Source organism: Nannocystis pusilla, from assembly GCF_026626665.1.
GTDB classification, from domain to species: Bacteria; Myxococcota_A; Polyangia; order Nannocystales; family Nannocystaceae; genus Nannocystis; species Nannocystis pusilla.
Genome location: NZ_JAPNKE010000002.1, coordinates 317,312 through 334,247, shown reverse-complemented (window position 1 = coordinate 334,247; position 16,936 = coordinate 317,312). Strand labels below are relative to the sequence as shown.

Annotated in this window: 11 protein-coding genes and 5 pseudogenes; 6 read left to right on the top strand and 10 right to left on the bottom strand. The window is 72.3% G+C overall.

The window, feature by feature from the left end; translation table 11 throughout:
• Window positions 1-204: 204 nt before the first annotated feature.
• Window positions 205-588, top strand: a pseudogene (locus OV079_RS01685) (ADYC domain-containing protein); the annotation flags it as partial.
• Window positions 589-828: 240 nt separating this feature from the next.
• Here OV079_RS01685 and OV079_RS01680 read toward each other — a convergent pair.
• Both OV079_RS01680 and OV079_RS01675 read right to left on the bottom strand, forming a co-directional pair.
• Entirely contained in the window at window positions 829-2,076 is a 1,248-nt protein-coding gene (locus OV079_RS01680; RefSeq protein ID WP_267765840.1) for a hypothetical protein, read from the bottom strand.
• A gap of 302 nt (window positions 2,077-2,378) precedes the next feature.
• Window positions 2,379-3,113 carry a hypothetical protein gene (locus OV079_RS01675; RefSeq protein ID WP_267765839.1) on the bottom strand — a complete coding sequence of 245 codons (735 nt, stop codon included), beginning with the start codon at window positions 3,111-3,113 and terminating at the stop codon, window positions 2,379-2,381.
• Between the two features lie 285 nt (window positions 3,114-3,398).
• Between OV079_RS01675 and OV079_RS01670 the strand changes: the two genes are divergently transcribed.
• From OV079_RS01670 to rph, 5 genes and pseudogenes are all read left to right on the top strand, one after another.
• Entirely contained in the window at window positions 3,399-4,220 is an 822-nt protein-coding gene (locus OV079_RS01670; protein ID WP_338089043.1) for a class I SAM-dependent methyltransferase, read from the top strand.
• 313 nt (window positions 4,221-4,533) lie between these two features.
• Window positions 4,534-5,358, top strand: coding sequence for a hypothetical protein (locus tag OV079_RS01665; protein ID WP_267778868.1), 825 nt, complete (start codon window positions 4,534-4,536; stop codon window positions 5,356-5,358).
• Window positions 5,249-5,782, top strand: a complete 534-nt coding sequence (locus tag OV079_RS01660; protein ID WP_267778431.1) for an adenylate/guanylate cyclase domain-containing protein — start codon at window positions 5,249-5,251, stop codon at window positions 5,780-5,782. Before OV079_RS01665 ends, OV079_RS01660 begins: the two co-directional genes overlap by 110 nt.
• Window positions 5,783-5,787: 5 nt before the next feature.
• The gene (locus OV079_RS01655) at window positions 5,788-5,922 is read left to right on the top strand and encodes a hypothetical protein (protein WP_267765838.1); all 135 of its coding nucleotides are present in this window, start codon (window positions 5,788-5,790) and stop codon (window positions 5,920-5,922) included.
• A gap of 135 nt (window positions 5,923-6,057) precedes the next feature.
• A pseudogene (rph, locus tag OV079_RS01650) lies at window positions 6,058-8,702 on the top strand (rifamycin-inactivating phosphotransferase).
• Window positions 8,703-8,753: 51 nt separating this feature from the next.
• On the opposite strand, the gene OV079_RS57085 reads toward rph, so the two are convergent.
• The 8 genes and pseudogenes from OV079_RS57085 to OV079_RS01620 form a co-directional block, all read right to left on the bottom strand.
• On the bottom strand, window positions 8,754-9,047 hold the full coding sequence (locus OV079_RS57085) for a C-type lectin domain-containing protein (RefSeq protein WP_420829490.1): 294 nt from the start codon (window positions 9,045-9,047) through the stop codon (window positions 8,754-8,756).
• Between the two features lie 113 nt (window positions 9,048-9,160).
• A pseudogene (locus tag OV079_RS57080) lies at window positions 9,161-10,342 on the bottom strand (CotH kinase family protein); the annotation flags it as partial.
• A 570-nt stretch (window positions 10,343-10,912) separates the two neighbouring features.
• The gene (locus OV079_RS01635) at window positions 10,913-11,038 is read right to left on the bottom strand and encodes a hypothetical protein (protein ID WP_267765836.1); all 126 of its coding nucleotides are present in this window, start codon (window positions 11,036-11,038) and stop codon (window positions 10,913-10,915) included.
• 116 nt (window positions 11,039-11,154) lie between these two features.
• Window positions 11,155-11,751, bottom strand: a pseudogene (locus OV079_RS57075) (patatin-like phospholipase family protein); the annotation flags it as partial.
• Between the two features lie 453 nt (window positions 11,752-12,204).
• A complete protein-coding gene (locus tag OV079_RS01630; RefSeq protein ID WP_267765835.1) occupies window positions 12,205-12,804 on the bottom strand; it encodes an RNA polymerase sigma factor in 600 nt (199 codons plus the stop codon).
• A 99-nt stretch (window positions 12,805-12,903) separates the two neighbouring features.
• A complete protein-coding gene (locus OV079_RS01625) occupies window positions 12,904-13,278 on the bottom strand; it encodes a hypothetical protein (protein ID WP_267765834.1) in 375 nt (124 codons plus the stop codon).
• An 872-nt stretch (window positions 13,279-14,150) separates the two neighbouring features.
• A pseudogene (locus OV079_RS57070) lies at window positions 14,151-14,444 on the bottom strand (tetratricopeptide repeat protein); the annotation flags it as partial.
• Window positions 14,327-16,345: a serine/threonine-protein kinase gene (locus OV079_RS01620; RefSeq protein ID WP_267765833.1), complete on the bottom strand. Its 2,019-nt coding sequence runs from the start codon at window positions 16,343-16,345 to the stop codon at window positions 14,327-14,329. The gene OV079_RS01620 and the pseudogene OV079_RS57070, both read right to left, overlap by 118 nt.
• Window positions 16,346-16,936: the final 591 nt, after the last annotated feature.

Genomic DNA, 16,936 nt, shown 5'->3' with positions numbered 1-16,936 from the left:
GAGCCGCTGCGCGGTCGAGCGGGCCGACGAGGAGGTGCGCTTGCCTGTATTGGGGGCCGGGAGGTTCTGACACCGGTGCTGCCAGCCGACCATGATGCACGTCTCAGCGCTACATATGTTCGGGGCCGTGGTGTTCACTGACTCACATCCGGAGACGAAGTCGGGCCGCGATCCGAATTCGACGGCCAGGGCAACCCGGCCTCAGTCGCGCAGCGGCAGGCGACGCTCGAGATGATCACCGCCGACTACTGCGGCGCCGGCCAGAGCTACACCCAGAACGGCACCGCGCTCACCACCATCGCCTACGCCGGCGGCGACTCGGGGATCTCCAGCTACGACTGCGCGCTGTCGGGCGACACCTTCTCCAACAACGGCGCGGTGGTGTTCTATGGCCAGCCACCGGCTTCGGCGTTCCTCACGGACTGCCGCATCGAGCACAGCGCCCGCGACGGTGTGGTGCGCGGCTGGGTCGGCGATCCGCTCGACTTCACCGCGACCAACACCTTCGTCGATGTCGCGCGCTGCCTACAGACCTTTCCCCAGCCGCAGAACGACTCGTGTCCGGCGGATCCGCCCTGCCCGAAGTGAGCGGCCGGACCGAGCGATCCGGCAAGCGCGACGAGCACGACGGGAAGCTCCCGCGCGCTCACAGGATCCTCGACACCGAGCGCCAGGCGATTTCTTCACACTCGCTCGGCCGGGCCCGACAGCTCATCCGTCGCGTCTCCCCGACGTATCCAAAGCCGAGCTCGGGTCAGGCCGACCTCTCCCTCGGTCCTGGCCCTTGGGACATCTTATCCCGTCAGCCTCGGTGCAGCGCAAACCGGGTCACTCCAGCGGCGCCGCGTCGGGCGCGAAGTAGGCGCGAGCGTCTTCGATCGCCTGTGCGGCCTGAGCGGCGAGCGCCGGGAAGCGCTCGCGGTAGGCGGCGAGCGCCGCGTCCAGCTGGCCGCGGCGGATCAGCGCGACGAGGTCGTCCGGCAGGCGCGGACGCTTGCGATCGCGGCCGTAGAGCGCGTCGTACTCGACCGTGCGCTCGGCGATCTGCCGGGTCCGCGCGCGGCGATCGTCTTCCGTGCGACGCTCCCGTTCGGCGAGACGCTCGGCGATCTGACGCGCCAGCGAACCGCGGGCGGCGAACGCCTTGCGCTTCGCAGGGCTCTGCAGCTCGGGCACGTGATAGATGTGCTCGATGAGGCGGCAGCTCAGCGAGATGGGCAGCTCGCGGCCGGACTTCGCCAGCGCGATCACCAGCTTCTGCCGAATATCCGAATCGTCGAGCTCGTACCCGGTGAAGCGATCGAGCCGCGCGAGGGCGGCTGGATCTCCGCCGAGCGCGTCATCGAGGAGCCGCTGGAGCGCGGGGAGATCGGCGGGCAACGGCGCTGCCGCGGCCTCGGCCCGCAGCCGCCGCTCCTCCAGCGCGGCCGCCTTCGTCTGGATCGGCCTGTCGCCCGCGAGCCCCGGCAGCGCCGCGGCGGCGAGCACCAGCGCGTCGAACGGCCCGGGGTCGGGTCGGCCGCCCAGGACGTCGTGGAGGGCGACGATCGCCGGCGCCGAGGCGGCGTCCCCGGCGGCGACTCGCCGCCCAAGCACCGGAATCGCAACCTCGCCGATCCGGTGCAGCTGCGACCCCGCGGCGTTGACCGCCCGCCGCTGCGCCGCCACGAGCTCGCGGATCCACGCGGCGAGCCCGGCGAAGTCGCCGGCGTCGAGCAGCTTGCGCGCGCGTGAGGCCGTGCGCTTCGGGTCGGCGTCGGCCCAGATGTGCGTGAAACGGCCGGACGGGTGGCTATACACCGCGCCGTGCGTCGCGTCGGCGAGCGCCCTCGTCCAGCTGTCGAAGTCGTCGTACGTGTCGTCGCTCAGCCGGCCGTTGGCGCGGATCACCGCGACGACCCGCTCCGCCCATTCGGGTTCGGGCAGCGGATCGGTGTCCTCGAGCTCGGCCCACTCCAGCGACATGCCGCCGAAGCTGCCTGATCGGCCGCGGGCGCTCCACTTGAGCCACTCGGTTCGCTTGCGCAGGAAACGCTCGGGGGACTGCGTGCAGAGGAGCGTGAAGTCGATCGACACGCGCGAACGTAACACGGCCGCGCGCCGCCGGCATCGCTCCGGCTCACGCGACGAGTCCGTCCCCGTGCGTCGTTCGCCTATTCGGCGTTCAGAGCCTCGGGCCCCGTTCGCCGGTTCGCGGTAGAGACGTGCCGCCGCCGCGCGGCCGTCGACCATTCGGAAGCTCAGGAGGCAGATCGTGTCGAGGCCGGGAGTGGGCGGATCGAGACCGGGCTCGGCAGCAGTGGCCCGGATGCGGCACTCGCCGCCGAGGGAGCGTCTCTCCGCGAACAATGGTGCGTCGGCATCGCCCGTCTCTCGCGTCACCGCGGCACGCCGAGGATCCAGCCGGTCGGCTCGGCGGGCGGCGCGAGCAGCTCGGCGCGCACGCGTTCGGGCTCGTCCAGCACGGCGTCGCGCATCGCCAGCACCTGCCGCGCGTCCTTGATCGCCACGCCGGCGTAGCGACTGCTGCGAAAATCGCCGAGCGTCGGCCAGATCTCCGCGACCACCAGGGCATCCTCGCGGTCGACCGATTCGAATGGCCACAGGCGGCCGCGCCGGCCGGCGAGGCGGAGCACGCGGGCGACGGCCGGCAGACCGAGCAACGCCTGCGAGCCGACCGAGCCGGCGCCGAGGAGCTTCCACGCGGATTGAATGTTGCGCTTGCGGGCACGCAGCATTCGCTCGACCGGGCGGTACTCGGCGACCCCGGTCTCGCGCGGCTTTTTGACGGTCACGTCGGCGGTGGCCTGCGCGGCCGGTACACCCCAGAACGGGCCCTGCGCACGGCGGGTGCGCTGGCGGATCTCCCGATTGAGCGCCGCGGCGACGGCGAAACGGTTGCCGGTCCCATCCGGCCGGTCGACGATCTGCGCCGCGATCGTCTCGACCAGCGCACGGCCCTCGGGGAGCACTGGCCGGTCATCCTCGGCGCGCGGGTAGCCGATCGGGAAGTCGAAGCCGATCAGCGCCCCGCCGGGGTGCTCGCGCAACAGCGCCTCGACCTGGTCCATGCAGTCGCCGCGGGTCCTGCAGTACACCGGTGCCGGGCGCACGGCCTGTCCCCGGCGGCCCCATGCGAACCAGCAGCGGTCCGCCGATTCCTTCGCCGGGCCTCTCGTCGAGGACGCGGACCAATCGATCATGATCACGAGCTGCGGCGACATCCGGCGCCGCGATCCTGCATGACGAGCTCGGCGCGTCGCGTGGGTGATGCACGAAGTCCCCGTCACCCACGCCCGAGGCCGGCTCGCGGATCCACCTCGGCCCACGACGAGCGCGGACGCCGATGACGCCGGTTCGCGCTTCGAGACGGCTCCGGGCGATCGAAATCTCGGCCGATCCGGCATCAATCTGCGCCCTGTCGCCCGCCTGCGCCGGGGCGCATCCTCGGGTCATCACCGTCCGCCTCGCGCGGGCGCCTGGAGGAGCATCATGACCCACGACCACTCCGCTGCTTCTGCTCACTCGACCGTGTCGGGCTTCGGCGCCGACCGGGCTGCGCATTACGACACCCAGGCCGCCGTCGCGCTCGCTGGCGTGCACGCGATGTACGAGCTCGGCGTCAGCGCGCTCACCAGCCAGCTCGACGGTCAGGAGGCGGCGTCCCTGCTGTTCGTCGGCCTGGGCACGGGCGCGGAGCTGGTGCCTATGGCCAGTTCGACGTCCCGGGCTGGCGCTTCACGGGCGTCGATCCGTCCGACGCGATGCTCGCGGTCGCCCGGCAGCGCCTGGCAACCGAAGGTCTGCTGTCGCGGACGCACCTGCACGTCGGCGAACTGCACAGCCTGCCTCCTGGACCCCCATTCGACGGCGCGCAGATGCTGGGGGTGCTGCATCATGTGCCGGAGACGGAGCGCCTGGGGCTGCTGCGCGAGGTGACCCGGCGGCTCAAGCCCGGCGCGCCGCTCGTCGTGGGCTGCCGCGTCGGCATGGACCCTGCACTATGGGACGTGGAGCTGCGGCGGTGGCGTACCCACGGCATCCCGCAGGAGGAGCTGGAACATCGGCGTCAAGGCCTGAGGACGATGCGATTCATCGAGTCCGATGCTGCGCTGTTCGAGCTGTTCGCGCAGACAGGGCTGATGACGCCGCGGCCGATCTTCGTCTCGCTGCAATTCAAGGTGTTCCTCGTGCGCTGGGAACCCGGCGCCGCGGGCTGAGCCTCGGCCGCCATCGTCGCGGGCGCGCCCCGCTGCCTGGATCCGCCGCATCGTCAGGCTGTCTCGAAAGCCAGGTCAACCGCCGTCAGTCGCCCCGCCTCGCCTTCGCTACCTGCGGCCGAACGAAGCCCAGACTCGCGCCCATGAAGGCGACTGGGGAGTGACGCCGACGGGATCGGAAGCGGTCTCCTCGCGGCGACGGCCCTGCCTAGCGAGGCCTCGGCGGCCGACCCTGTGCGCGCGGCGGAGCGCGCGTCGGTGGATCGACGACGCTTGGGCCGACGCGCGCTCGTCATGGTACGTTCTGCGTAGGATGGCGTGGGTCCACCTCTGGCGCAGCATCTCCCGAGCCGGCGTCGACTCCGGCCTGGACGAACATCTGCGGCGAAAAATCGAGCTGACGAACACGCTCGGCTTCACCGCGGGCGTCCTGGTATTCACGGGGAACTCGCTGTTCTGGGGAGTCCTCGGCGCCGACATTCGCATGGTCCTCGTGTTGTTCGCGGCGGCCCTCGCCTATGCCTCGCTCCCCTTGCTCAACCGCGCGCGTCGTTACGACCTCTCGCGCAGCATGCTGACGGTTCTTCCGCCGGTCTTCATCGTCGCAGCGGCGGGCATCATCAGCGACACTCCGGTCCTCAGCTTCAAGTTCGCGTTGCTGTCGGTTATCGCTGGGCCCCTCCTCGTGTTCGGCATCGAGGAGCCGCGGAAGATGAGCGCCGGTATCGGGTGGGTCGCCGTCTGCCTCGTCGGGATGGACGCGATGATGCCGATCATACCGAATTTTTCGGGTTTGGACGCCGATCCGCTCCGGGGTTCGCTCTCCGTCACGATCAACGCGGCGGTGAGCTGCGTGATCTTCACGTTCTCGTTCGTCTATTTCCAGCGCCTCAATCTCGCCGCAGAGAAAGTTGGAGGCCGAGAAGGCCAAGTCGGAGCGCCTGCTCCTCAACGTCTTGCCGCGAGAGATCGCGGACACGCTCAAAGAGTCCGAGCGAACCATCGCGGAGCACCTCGCTGGCGCCAGCATCCTGTTTGCAGACATAGTCGGGTTCACGCCGCTCGCGGCGAGGCTCTCGCCGGGCGCAGTCGTCGAGCTCTTGAACGAGCTGTTCTCCGAGTTCGACCGGATAGCTGAGCGGCTCGGCGTGGAAAAGATCAAGACCATCGGCGACTGCTACATGGCGGCCTCCGGGGTCCCCAGACCCTGCGACGACCATGCCCTCGTGCTGACACGGCTCGCGCTGGCGATGCAGGCGTACATGAGGGAGTACCGGTTCGAAGGACAGCGCCTCGCGCTACGAATAGGGATCAACTCTGGACCGGTGACTGCCGGTGTGATCGGTCGCAAGAAATTCATCTACGACCTGTGGGGCCACACCGTGAATGTCGCTAGCCGGATGGAGTCGCAGGGCAGCGGTGGGGTCGTTCAGATCACGGATACGACTCATGCGCTGATCAAGGACGATTTCGCGTGCACGTCCGGCGGCGTCGTCAACGTCAAGGGCACAGGCGAAATGCACGTGTGGCACGTCCTCGGTGCCCGCGACGGCCGAGCTTGACGGGCATGCTGCTGCGCGAGGTGACCCAGCGGCTCAAGCCCGGCACGCCGCTCGTCGTCGACTGCCGCGCCGGCAGGGACCGGGCGCTGTGGGACGGGCTGGCATCGAGGTCTCCGTCGCCCAGGACTGAGCCCGAATGAGGCGCACGTCTGCATTTGACGACGGCACCCACGAAACGAAACATGGAGAGCGACTCTCGTCTCTCTCCATGTCCAGGTTATATCAGACACGGGGGCTTGCAGCAAGCCCCGTAGCATGCCGCAGAGTCCTCGGCCATGACGACGACGAAGCAGGCAGTGGTGACACCGACCGATGTGCTCGACCTCGCGGAGGTCGATCGAACGAACGCCGACCGGGTCGGAGGGAAAGGCGCCAACCTGGGCGAGCTCTCCGGGCTCGCGGGCATTCGCGTGCCCGCCGGCTTTTGCGTCACGACCGCGGCCTTCCGGCGGATCGTCGCAGACGCGCCGCCCTTCGGCGCGTGGCTCGATCGGCTGTCGTCGCTCGCGGCGAACGATCGGGACGCGATCCGGGAGCTCAGCGGCGAGCTGCGTCGAATCATCGAAGCGACGGCCATCCCCGACGACCTGCAAGACGCCCTCGCCCGGGCCATCTCCAGGCTCGGCGCGGACGATGCCTACGCAGTACGCTCGAGCGCGACCGCCGAGGATCTGCCGGGGGCGTCCTTCGCCGGCCAGCAAGACACATACCTGAACGTCCGCGGGACGCCGGCGATCGTGGCGCACGTGCGTCGCTGCTGGGCGTCGCTCTTCACCGAGCGCGCGGTGACCTACCGGATCCAGCACGGCTTCGACCACCGCAAGGTCCACATGGCGGTGGTGGTGCAGAGGATGGTCTCTCCGCAGGCGGCGGGGATCCTGTTCACGGCCGATCCGGTCACGTCGAATCGCAGGGTGACGTCGATCGACGCCGGCTTCGGTCTGGGAGAGGCGCTGGTCGCCGGCCTCACGCGCGCCGACAGCTACAAGGTGCGAGACGGCCAGGTCGTCGAGAAGGCGATCGCCACCAAGACGCTGGCGACCTACGCCCTGGACGAGGGCGGCACCGAGGAACGACCGCTCGACCTCGAACGACAGCGCGAGCAGGTGCTGACGGAGACCCAGATCCTGCAACTCGAGCGCCTGGGCCGGCAGATCGAGGGCCACTTCGGCGTCCCCCAGGACATCGAATGGTGCCTCGTCGAGGACGAGTTCCACATCGTCCAGAGCCGGCCGATCACCACGCTGTATCCCGTCCCCGAAGCCGGTAAGCACAGCGACCGTGTCTACATTTCGGTCGGCCACCAACAGATGATGACCGACCCCATGAAGCCCCTGGGGCTGTCCGTGTTTCAGCTGGCGGCGTCCGGGCCCATGCACGCGGCGGGCGGCAGGTTGTTCGTCGATCCCACGAACCTGCTGGCATCGCCGGCCAGCCGGGATTCCTTTCTGGACATGCTCGGACGCACCCATCCGCTCATGAGGGACGCCCTCCAGACCCTCATCGAGCGGGGGTACTTCGGCCAGACGTCGCCCGGCGCGGCCGCGGCCTCGCCACCGAGCCAGGAGAGGCATCGCGCGGCGACCACCGGCTCCGACGCGCCGGCCGAGGACGATCCTGCCCTCGCCGCGGAGCTGATCGCGCGCAGCCGGGCCGCGATCGAGGCGCTCAAGCGCGACATTCGAACCAAGTCCGGGATGGCGCTGTTCGATTGCATCGCGGAGGACGTCCAGAATTGGGCCAAGTCCATGCGCGAGCAGCGGAGCATGGGCGCGATCATGGCGGGCATGAACGCCTCCGAGTGGCTCAATGAGAAGATGCTGGCGTGGCTGGGCGAGAAGAACGTCGCCGATACGCTGTCCCAGTCGGTGCCGAACAACATCACCTCGGAGATGGGCCTGGCCCTGCTGGACGTCGCCGACGCGATCCGCCCCCATCCGGAGGTGATCGCATTCTTGCAGCGCGTGAAGCACGACGACTTCCTCGACGAGTTGGTCGCGCTCGACGGCGGGCAGCAGGCCCGGGACGCCATCCGGCGTTACCTCGACGAGTACGGCATGCGCTGCGCCGGGGAGATCGACATCACGAGGCCGCGGTGGAGCGAGAAGCCAACCGCCCTTTTGCCCTTGATCCTGAGCAACATCAAGAACTTCACGCCCGGCGCCGGCGCGCGGAGGTTCGCGCAGGGGCGACAGGAGGCGCTGCAGCAGGCGCAATCGCTGTTGGAGAGGTTGAGGCAGCTGCCGGACGGGGAGCAGAAGGTCAGCGAGACCCGGCGGATGATCGACCGCCTGCGGAACTTCGCCGGGTACCGCGAGTATCCGAAGTACGACCTCGTCAATCGTCTCTTCGTCTACAAGCAGGCCTTGCTGCGAGAGGCCGAGCGGCTCGTGCAGGCCGGCGTGCTCCGCGACGTCGAAGACATCGACTACCTCGCGTTCGACGAGCTCCGCGAGCTCGTGCGCACGCATCGGCTGGACGAGCAGGTCATCCGCGACCGCAAGGCCGAGCACGAGCGGAACAAGAAGTTGACGCCGCCGCGGGTCATCACGTCCGAGGGGGAGATCGTGGCAGGTGCCTACAAACGCGCCGGTCTGCCCGCCGGCGCCATCGTCGGGCAAGCGGTCTCCTCGGGCGTCGTCGAGGGGCGCGCCCGCGTCCTCGTGGACATGGCCGACGCGGAGCTGGGCGCAGACGACATTCTCGTCACCACCTTCACCGATCCCGCTGGACGCCGCTGTTCGTGTCGATCAAGGGCCTGGTGGCCGAGGTGGGCGGGCTGATGACCCATGGCGCGGTGATCGCCCGGGAATACGGCCTGCCGGCCGTCGTCGGCGTCGAGCATGCGACCCGGCTGATCCGCGACGGGCAGCGGATCCGCGTGCACGGAACCGACGGGTACGTCGAGATCCTGTCATGAGGCCGAGCGAGCCGGCGTCGCACGGCGCGACGCCGGCCCGGTCGCCGCGCGTCACGGGATCTTGCAGATGTAGGGCCGCGCCGCGTCGCAGGCCAGGTCGTTCCACAGCCCGCCGGCCCACGCCGGCACGTTGACGCAGTCCTCCTCGCCGCTGTTGTTGGGCTCGCCCTCGTTCCACGCCGTGAAGTCGAGCGGCGTGCCGTCGGTCCACACGAAGTCGTCCTCGGCGTCGACGTCGTTGAGGCCGATCCACCAGTCGTTGTCGGCGATCGCGAACGCCTCGGCGACGACCCAGTCCTGGACCTCCTGGCTCGGGATCGACAGCAGGTGGCCGCCCTGGGCCACGCAGTCGGCCTCGGCCTCGGCGAACGGCAACGCGACGAAGCAGAGCTGCGCGGTGCCGGGGCCCGGAGGTCCTTCTCCACGCAATGGGGGCACTGCGGATCGTCGTCCCACACCCCGTTGCAATTGTCGTCGTCGAGGTCGCACGCCTCCTGCGCGCCAGGGTTCACGGCGGGGTCGTTGTCGTCGCAATCGTCGATGCAGGCCGAGAAGCCGTCGCCGTCGAGGTCGACGTCGCTCGGCACGGTGCAGGCGAGCCCGGCCTGGACGGTCGCGGCGCGCTGCATGAAGAACGCGACGTTGCCGGCGATCTCGTTGGTGTTGTCGCCGTTGCTGCACTCCTTGCGCGGGTCGGCGGCGACCGCCGGGGCGATGCTCGCGCCGAGCTCGGCGGCGGCGCCGGCGAGGTCGAGCGCCTCGACGCGCATCAGCACGTGGTCGAAGCTGTCGGCCAGCAGCTCCCGGCACGGCAGCGACGCCGCGCACATCTGCTCCAGCCGCCCGCCCCCGCCGAACGGATCGAGGTGGTCGCGCAAGATCTGGTCGATGCCCCACGGCATGAACGTCCACAGCGCGCCGTCCTCCTGCAGGCGGTGCACGTAATAATTGTTGCGAGTCCACGCGTAGCCGTCCCAGTGGCCGAGGTAGATCTCGGTGGCCGCGAAGTCGAGGTAGCGCCCCAGGTCGAGGACCGCGGCGACGTCGCTGGTGAAGGTCGCCGGATCGAGCATCGTATCGAGCGCGGCGGCGAATTCGTAGAGGTCCGCGAAGCCGACGTCGTCGCCGTTGTCCTGGTCGAACGAGGGCACCAGCTCGTTGCGGATGTCGCTGCCGTAGGCGCCCTCGTAGATGCTGCCCTTGTCGCTGCCGTACCAGTGGTCGAGGTAGGGCTCGTTGTCGACCGACTCGACCGCGGTGTAGAGGCCGTAGGGCTCGCCGTTGACGCGCACGACCACGTGGCCGGCGCGCGGCGCGGGGATGCCGACGTCGCGGAACAGCGAGTAGCCGAGGATCTCGCGCTGCATGCTGCAGTCCTGGACCATGTTGTTGACGGCCAGCTTCTCGAGGCCCAGGAGCAGCTGGTCGTCGACGTAGCGGTCGAAGTTGAGGAGGAAGGCGGCCTTCTGATCGAGGGTGCGGTACGAGCCGTAGTTGCCCTTGAGGCGCACGCCGATCTCCGGCAGCTCGTAGGTCTGGCCGTCGATCTTCGCGACGAGGTCGCCCTTCGTGTACTTCTTGCCGTCCTCGTCGAGGTCGGCGATGGCCTCGTCGGACAGGGTGATGTCGAACTCGGCCATGGCGCCGAAGGCGAACAGCGGCTCGGCCTCGAGGTACGGGTCGGCCTCGCCGGTGGTGCCGCTGGTGGTCGTGTCGGGCTCCTGCGTGGTCGCGGTGCCCTCGGTGGTGGTGGACGTCGCCTCGGTGGTCGCGGTGCCCTCGGTGGTCGCGGTGCCCTCGGTGGTCTCGGTGGTCGGCGCGATCGTGGTCTCGGTGGTCGGCGCGGCGGTCGTGCTCGTCGTCGGCGCGTCGGTCGTGCTCGTCGTCGGCGCGGTCGTCGTGCCGGGGACCGTCGTCTCGCTGCCGTCGGTCGTCCCGGTGGACGTGGCGTCGGTCGTGGCGTCGGTGGTCTGGGCCGTCGGGGTGGCGCAGGCGGCGGCGAGGAGGAGCGGTACGGTGCGATAAACGACGGTGCGGGCCATGACCCGCGACGGTACGCCGAACGCAGACGCGGGGGAGAGGTCGGCGTTTGCGGGCGCGCGCACGTAGGCGCGCCGGGGCCCGGGCTCGCTACCGCTCGAGCTGGCCTTCGGGACAGCTCTGGTGATTCTCCGCGCTCGCCGGCCGCGCGGTGGCGCCTTCGAGCCCGCTCACGCCCGGCGTTCGGCGAGGAACCGCTCGACCGCGCCGCGGGCCGCCTCGCCCTCGCGGCGGCCCATGTCGAACGCCTGGCGGACCCGCGCCGGGTTCGTGTAGTCCCACTTGTGGATCGGCACCGGCTCCGAGGGCGCGAGGTAGCGGACGTTGCCGGTCGCGGCCTGCGGGGGTGCGGGCGGTTCAGCAGCACCAGCACCGCGCCGGCCCGCGCCTCGGCGCCGAGGGCTCGCACGGGGGCCGCGTCGACCAGGCAGCCGTCGAAGTACATGCGACCCGGGGCGCGCAGGATCGGCGTCACCGGCGGGCTCGCCGACGAGCGCAGCACTCGCTCGGCCAGGTCGTCGACGCTGGTCGCGTCCTGGGCCGTGTCGACCTCGGCCGCGACGCCGCGGTGGGGCACCTCCGGGCCGTGCAGCAGCCCGCGGCGGCGCCGCGCCGCGTAGGCCCACCAGGCGCTCGCCACCGTCGGCGCGACGAGCCACCCCGGCTTGACGCAGGCCTGGAGGATCCGGACGCGCGGCGCGTCGGCGAGGCGCCGCAGGCTCGCGTCGCCGAGCAGCTCGCGCATCGTCGCCCGGTACATCGCCTCCTGCGGAAACACCGGGCGCCCGAGGAACAGCCGCTCGGGGTAGAGGTTGCGCGGGTTGACTGCAGTGCGGGCGCAGAAGGCCGCGACGAGCGCTTCTTCGAGGCCCAGGGCCGCCGCCAGCCCCATCGCCGCCCCGGCGGACACGCCCGCGACCTCGACCGTCCTGGCCAGCCCGGCGAGCCCCGTGTAGGCCCCGAGCGCCCAGAAGGTCCGGCAGCCGCCGCCGGCGAAGACGACCGACATCTCGCTCATGCGGCGCAGGTAACATCGGCGGCGGATCGGGGTCAAGAGCGCCCGCGAAGGCCGCGCGCCGGCGCCCGCTCGCTACATGCTCAGCCCGCCTCGCGCGCTGCGCTCTCCATGCGCTCGCCGAGAATCGGCGCTCCTCGCATTCGCGGCGTCGGTGCATTCGTCCGCGCTCCACGCATCATCGTGGATTTCGTGCATTCGTCGATCGCCGCCGCGCTCCGCCATGACGCGCATCTCGGCCGCGCGGATGGACTGCGGGCATTCGCCGAAGCTCCTGCCGAGGGCCGGCGCGTGACTTCGTCAGGGTCGCGATCGCCGGCGCCAATGTCATGAGCGCGGGCCTCGCCGCGCGGCGCTTCGGCGAAGGCGACCGCCATTCGTCTCGACCCCGACACCGTCGAGCCCCTGCCTCTCCGCGCGCGCCTCGGCCTTGCGCCGGAGCCGGGTTCACTCGGCGTCGGCCGCCCCGCCGAGCTCCTGCCCGCAGCGGGCCGCCCAATCCTCGAGGCGCGTCAGCGTGCTCTCGAGCACCTCGCGCGAGCGGGCCAGGCGGTCCATCGCCGCTTGCAGCGCGTCGCGGGCCCGCTGCAGTCGGCTGCGCACGGTGGCGGCCGGGACCCCGAGCACCTCGGCGATCCGGTCGGTCTTGAGCTCCTCCCAGTAGTGCAGCTCGAGCACCACCTGGTAGTTGACCGGGATCGATCGCAGCGCCTCGAGCAGCAGCCGCTGCTCCTGCGTGCGGGCGATGACGGACACCGCGCCCGGCTCGAGCTGCTCGACCGACACCTCGTCGAGGTCGACCGCGGGCGTGGCGCGCGAGTGCCGGCCGAAGTGGCGGCACAGCGTGTGATAGGCGATGCGCAGGAGGTACGCGCGGAACCGGCTGGCGTCGGCCACCCGCTCGCGGCTGGCGACGCTGGCGACGAACGTCTCCTGCATGAGGTCGGCGATGTGCTGCGGGCCGACCTTGTTGCGGAAGTACCGCTTGAGCAGCCGATAGTGGCGAGCGAACAGCTGCTCGCCCGCCACGGCGTCGCCCCCCGCCACGCCTCGAGCAGCTTGGCGTCGGTCGGCCCCTCGGAGGCTTGCGGCGGGGAGGTCATGGGCGCGACGGAGCCGCGATGATAGGCGAGCGCGGCGGCCGTGTCACGGCGCGCTCGGCGGGCACGACGTCAGCGGCTTGAACTTCGGCGATTTGGTCGGCGTATCGAGCGGCGGCCCCACCGTGTCGCTCCGCGGCGGCTCGGTGTACGTGACCGTGACCGTGTACTCCGTGTTGAGGTGGTCGGTGGTGAACACGATCTGGTTCGTGCCGCAGACGGGCCCGGTCGGGTAGCAGGCCACGCCGGTGACGCTGCCCGTCGAGATCGGCGCGCCGGTCGGGTCGCGCAGGGTCGGCGGGACGAAGATGACCGTGAGCGACGGCGCGGCCGCGTTGACGCGCACGGTGTAGGCGGAGTCGCCCGTTTCGAGGCTCTCGACCTCGAGGTAGGTGGGATTGGCGGTGAGGCATTGCGGCATGGGACGAAATCTCGTGACTTGCGGTGGGGGGTTGCGGTGGGGGTGAAGGGAGTGCTCCGCGGAGGTCGAGTCGAGCGCGCCTCAGCCGGCGGCGAGCCGGCGCTCGCTCGCGCTGGCGCCGAGGCTGTCGAGCAGGACCGCGAGCATCGCCTCGCCGCCCGCGACGGCGCGGGCGTGGGCGTGCGCGCGGGCCAGCAGCGCCGCGCCCTGCGGGCCCCGGGCTCGCGTCGCGCGGCCACGAGCCCCGACAGCAGCGCGAAGGTGACGCGATCGAGCTCGCCGGCGGGAGCCTCGGCGAACTCGGCCAGTCGCGCGGCCGCGCGCGCGGGCTCGCCCGCGACCAGCTTGACGGCCGCCAGCCCCAGACGCGCGTCGTCGCTCGCCTCCGGGGTCGCCCCCGGCCCGGCCTCGATCGCGGCGCGCCCCGCCTCGAGCTCCGCGCGCGCCTCGGCCGGCTCGCCCGCGGCCAGCAGCGCCCAGCCGAGCGCGACGCGAAACGAGGCCGTGTAGGGGTCGTCGGCGCCGTGGGCCGCGCCGTAGCCGGCCACCGCGCGGCGGAGACCGGCCACCGCCGGCCCCGGGCGGCCGAGGAAGTAGTGCCCGGTGCCCAGCAGGGCCGCCACCTCGGCGTGCTCGATCCGCGCGGGCTCCAGGACCGCGCGGAACACCGCCTCGGCGTCCTCGGCCAGCGCCACCGCGGGGGCGAACCGGCCCGCGTCGAGCTCGAGCTGCGCCAGGACGAACGCCGCCCGCCCGGCGTCCAGGGTCCGCGCCTCGTCGGTGCCCTGCCAGCTCGCCACCGCCCGCCGCAGCAGCTCGCCGGCCAGCGCCTCGTGGTCCGCCCCCGTCCCCGGGGCCCCGCGGAGGGCCTGGGCCAGGTTGTAGGCCGCCCGCGCGACCTCCGGGTGGCGCGGCCCGAACACCCGCTCGCGCCGCTCCAGGGCCCGCTCGAAGGCCTCCCGCGCCGCCCCGGCCTCGCCGCGCCCCAGCAGCGCGAGGCCGAGGTTCGACGCCGCGTGCGACGCGTGCAGCAGGTCGCCCTGGTCCGTCAGCGCCGCCTCGGCGGACTGCAGCTGCCGGGCGGCCAGGTCGAACTCCCGCGCCAACAGCGACAGGCCGCCGCGGGTGGCCTCGAGGCGCGCCGCGGTGCTCGCGTCGAGCCCCACACGGGCGCTGGCCGCGTCGGCGCGGCGCAGCCACTGCCGACCGGCGGCGAGGTCGGGCGCCTCGGTAGCCGCGACCATGGCCATGTGGCGCCAGCTGCTGGCGACCACGCGGTCGTGGTGCGCCGCCTCGGCCGTGTCCGCGGCCTGCTCGAGCCGCTCCAGGCCGTCCTGGCTGCGCCCCCGGGCCACCGCGACCCGCCCCAGCGCCGCTGGACCTCGGCGGTCAGCGGGGCGTGGCCGAGCGCCTCGGCCCGGTCCGCCAGCGGGAGCGCGCCCGCCCAGGCCGCCTCCACCCGCCCCGTGTGCAGCTCGGCCTCGGTCCGCGCCAGCAGCTCGCGCACCTGCTGCACCTCGCTCGCCAGGGCCGCCGGCGGCGCGGGCGGGCCGCCTTGCCGGGCCTCCGCCTCGCACGCCTGCGGGTCCTCGAGCTGCAGGACCGCCCGGGGCGCCGCGCGCAGCACCGCCGCCTCGCCGCCCTGCAGCGCGGCGACCAGCGCCTGGGCCGCCCCGCGGTGGCGCTCCAGGCAGCGGCCGAGGCGGTCGAGCACCACCGGGTCCCCGCCCGCCCGGGCCCGGCACAGCGCGCCACGGGCCGCCAGCCAGCGCCCGCGCCAGCGATCGAGGCCGGCCAGCACCGGCGCGGCGCTGTCGGCCAGCCAGGCCATGCCCTCCCCCGCCCCCGCGCCCGCGAAGCGCTGCCCGAGCTGCGCCCGCGCCTCGGCCCCCCAGGTGTCGTCGAGCTCGCGCTCCAGGGCCGCGCAGTCGTCGACCGCCGGCGCCGCGCCCCACCACGCCACCCCGGCCCCGCTGAGCAGGCCCACGCCGAGCGCCGCGACGCTCCCGAGCGCCACCAGCCGCCGCCGCCGCCGTCCGGCCAGCCCCGCCTCGATCGCGGCCAGCAGCGCGTCGACGTCATCCCAGCGCCGCTCCGGCTCGGCCTGCAGCCCGCGGCGGAGGATCGGCCACAGCCAGCCGGCGACCGCCCCGCGCGGCGGCTCGGCGGGCACCCAGTCGACGCGGCCGTGCAGCACGTCCGCCAGGGTCCGCCGCGCGAACGGCCGGTTGCCCCACAGCCCCTCGTACAGCGACACGCACAGCGCGAACTGGTCGGCGCGCGCGTCGGCGTGGCCGCGGAACTGCTCCGGCGGCATGTAGGCCGGCGTGCCCGCGATCTCGCTGGTGCGGTCGAGGGTCGGCCCCAGGCCGGGCCAGGCGGTGCCCGTGCCCGCGTGCGACTCGCCCGCGATCGCGTCGCCCCGCTCGAGCGCCGCGAGCCCGAAGTCGACCACCGCCACCCGCCCGTCGGCCGCCCGCAGGACGTTGTCCGGCTTGAAGTCGCGGTGGATCACCCCGGCCCGGTGCGCCGCGGCCAGCCCCCGCCCCGCGTCGACGTACGCGGCCAGCACCTGCTCCCAGCGCGGGGCCGGGCGGCCGCCCAGCCACTCGCGCAGGCTGCCGCCCTCGATGCGCTCCATCGCCAGGTACGTGCGGCCGTCGTGCTCGCCGACCTCGTACACGTGGACGACGTTGGGATGAGCCAGCCGCGCCAGCGCCCGGGCCTCGCCGCGCAGCCGCGCCGTCGAGCGCGGATCGGCGAGGTGCGGGTGGACCAGCTTGATGGCGATCGGCCGGTCGAGCTCGTCGTCGACCGCGAGGTGGACCTCGCCCATGGCCCCGGCGCCGAGGCGGTGCAGCAGGCGATAGCGGCCGACGCGAGCCGCCTCGCCGCGGGCGAACAGCCGCGACCGCAGCTCGGCGAACAGCCGCTCGTCGTCGACGCCGCTGAACGCGAGCTCCTCGGTCGCAGCGTCGGGCGGCGGACCTCCGAGCCCGAACGGCGTGGACGCGACGTCACTCGACGACGAACTTCCACGGTCGTATCGCGCGCTCTGCCGCCTCACGTCGCCCCTGCCCCACGGAAAGCCCACCTACTCCTAGTCCCCGGCCCGCGCGACCGTCAAGCCACGTCGGCACGGTCGGACGCGTCGCCCTCGCACGCCCGGGCGCCCACGACCGCCCGCCCACGTCGCCCGCGGCGATGCAGCCCGGCGAAGCGCCGCGCGCTGCTGCCAATCGCCCGGAGGAGCCCGCCGCGCGATTCGTCCGCGCGAATGCTCGGCGCGCGGACGCGCATAAACACCGCATCGCGCAGGTGAACATTCGCACCCGTCACGCACGAAAACACCCGTCGGTCACCCCGCTGCGCACGTCGGCGAGGCGGCGTCATTGCCATCACACCGTCGTCACGCGCGGAGCGGCGGCTCGCGGGGCTCGACGACCCCACCGCGAGCGAGCGCCGCGCGGCCGTCGACGAAGCGGCGCGCGCCGGTCGTCCGCTCGGGTCGTCCTGCCTCGGCTCTCCGCCCGCGCATGAACTCGGACCCGCCTGCCCGTGCCCGCTCGCGGTTCGATCGGCGATGGGCCCAGAATGACGTCACTCGCGGGTCTCGCTGCCGCCACCGGAATCAGGTGACCATGGGACCGCGATCGCT

Bases quoted from the DNA above. Each gene is read 5' to 3' on its own strand.
- OV079_RS01665 (WP_267778868.1), top strand. From the start codon at position 4,534: ATGGCGTGGGTCCACCTCTGGCGCAGCATCTCCCGAGCCGGCGTCGAC.
- OV079_RS01655 (WP_267765838.1), top strand. From the start codon at position 5,788: ATGCTGCTGCGCGAGGTGACCCAGCGGCTCAAGCCCGGCACGCCGCTC.
- OV079_RS01625 (WP_267765834.1), bottom strand. From the start codon at position 13,278: ATGCCGCAATGCCTCACCGCCAATCCCACCTACCTCGAGGTCGAGAGC.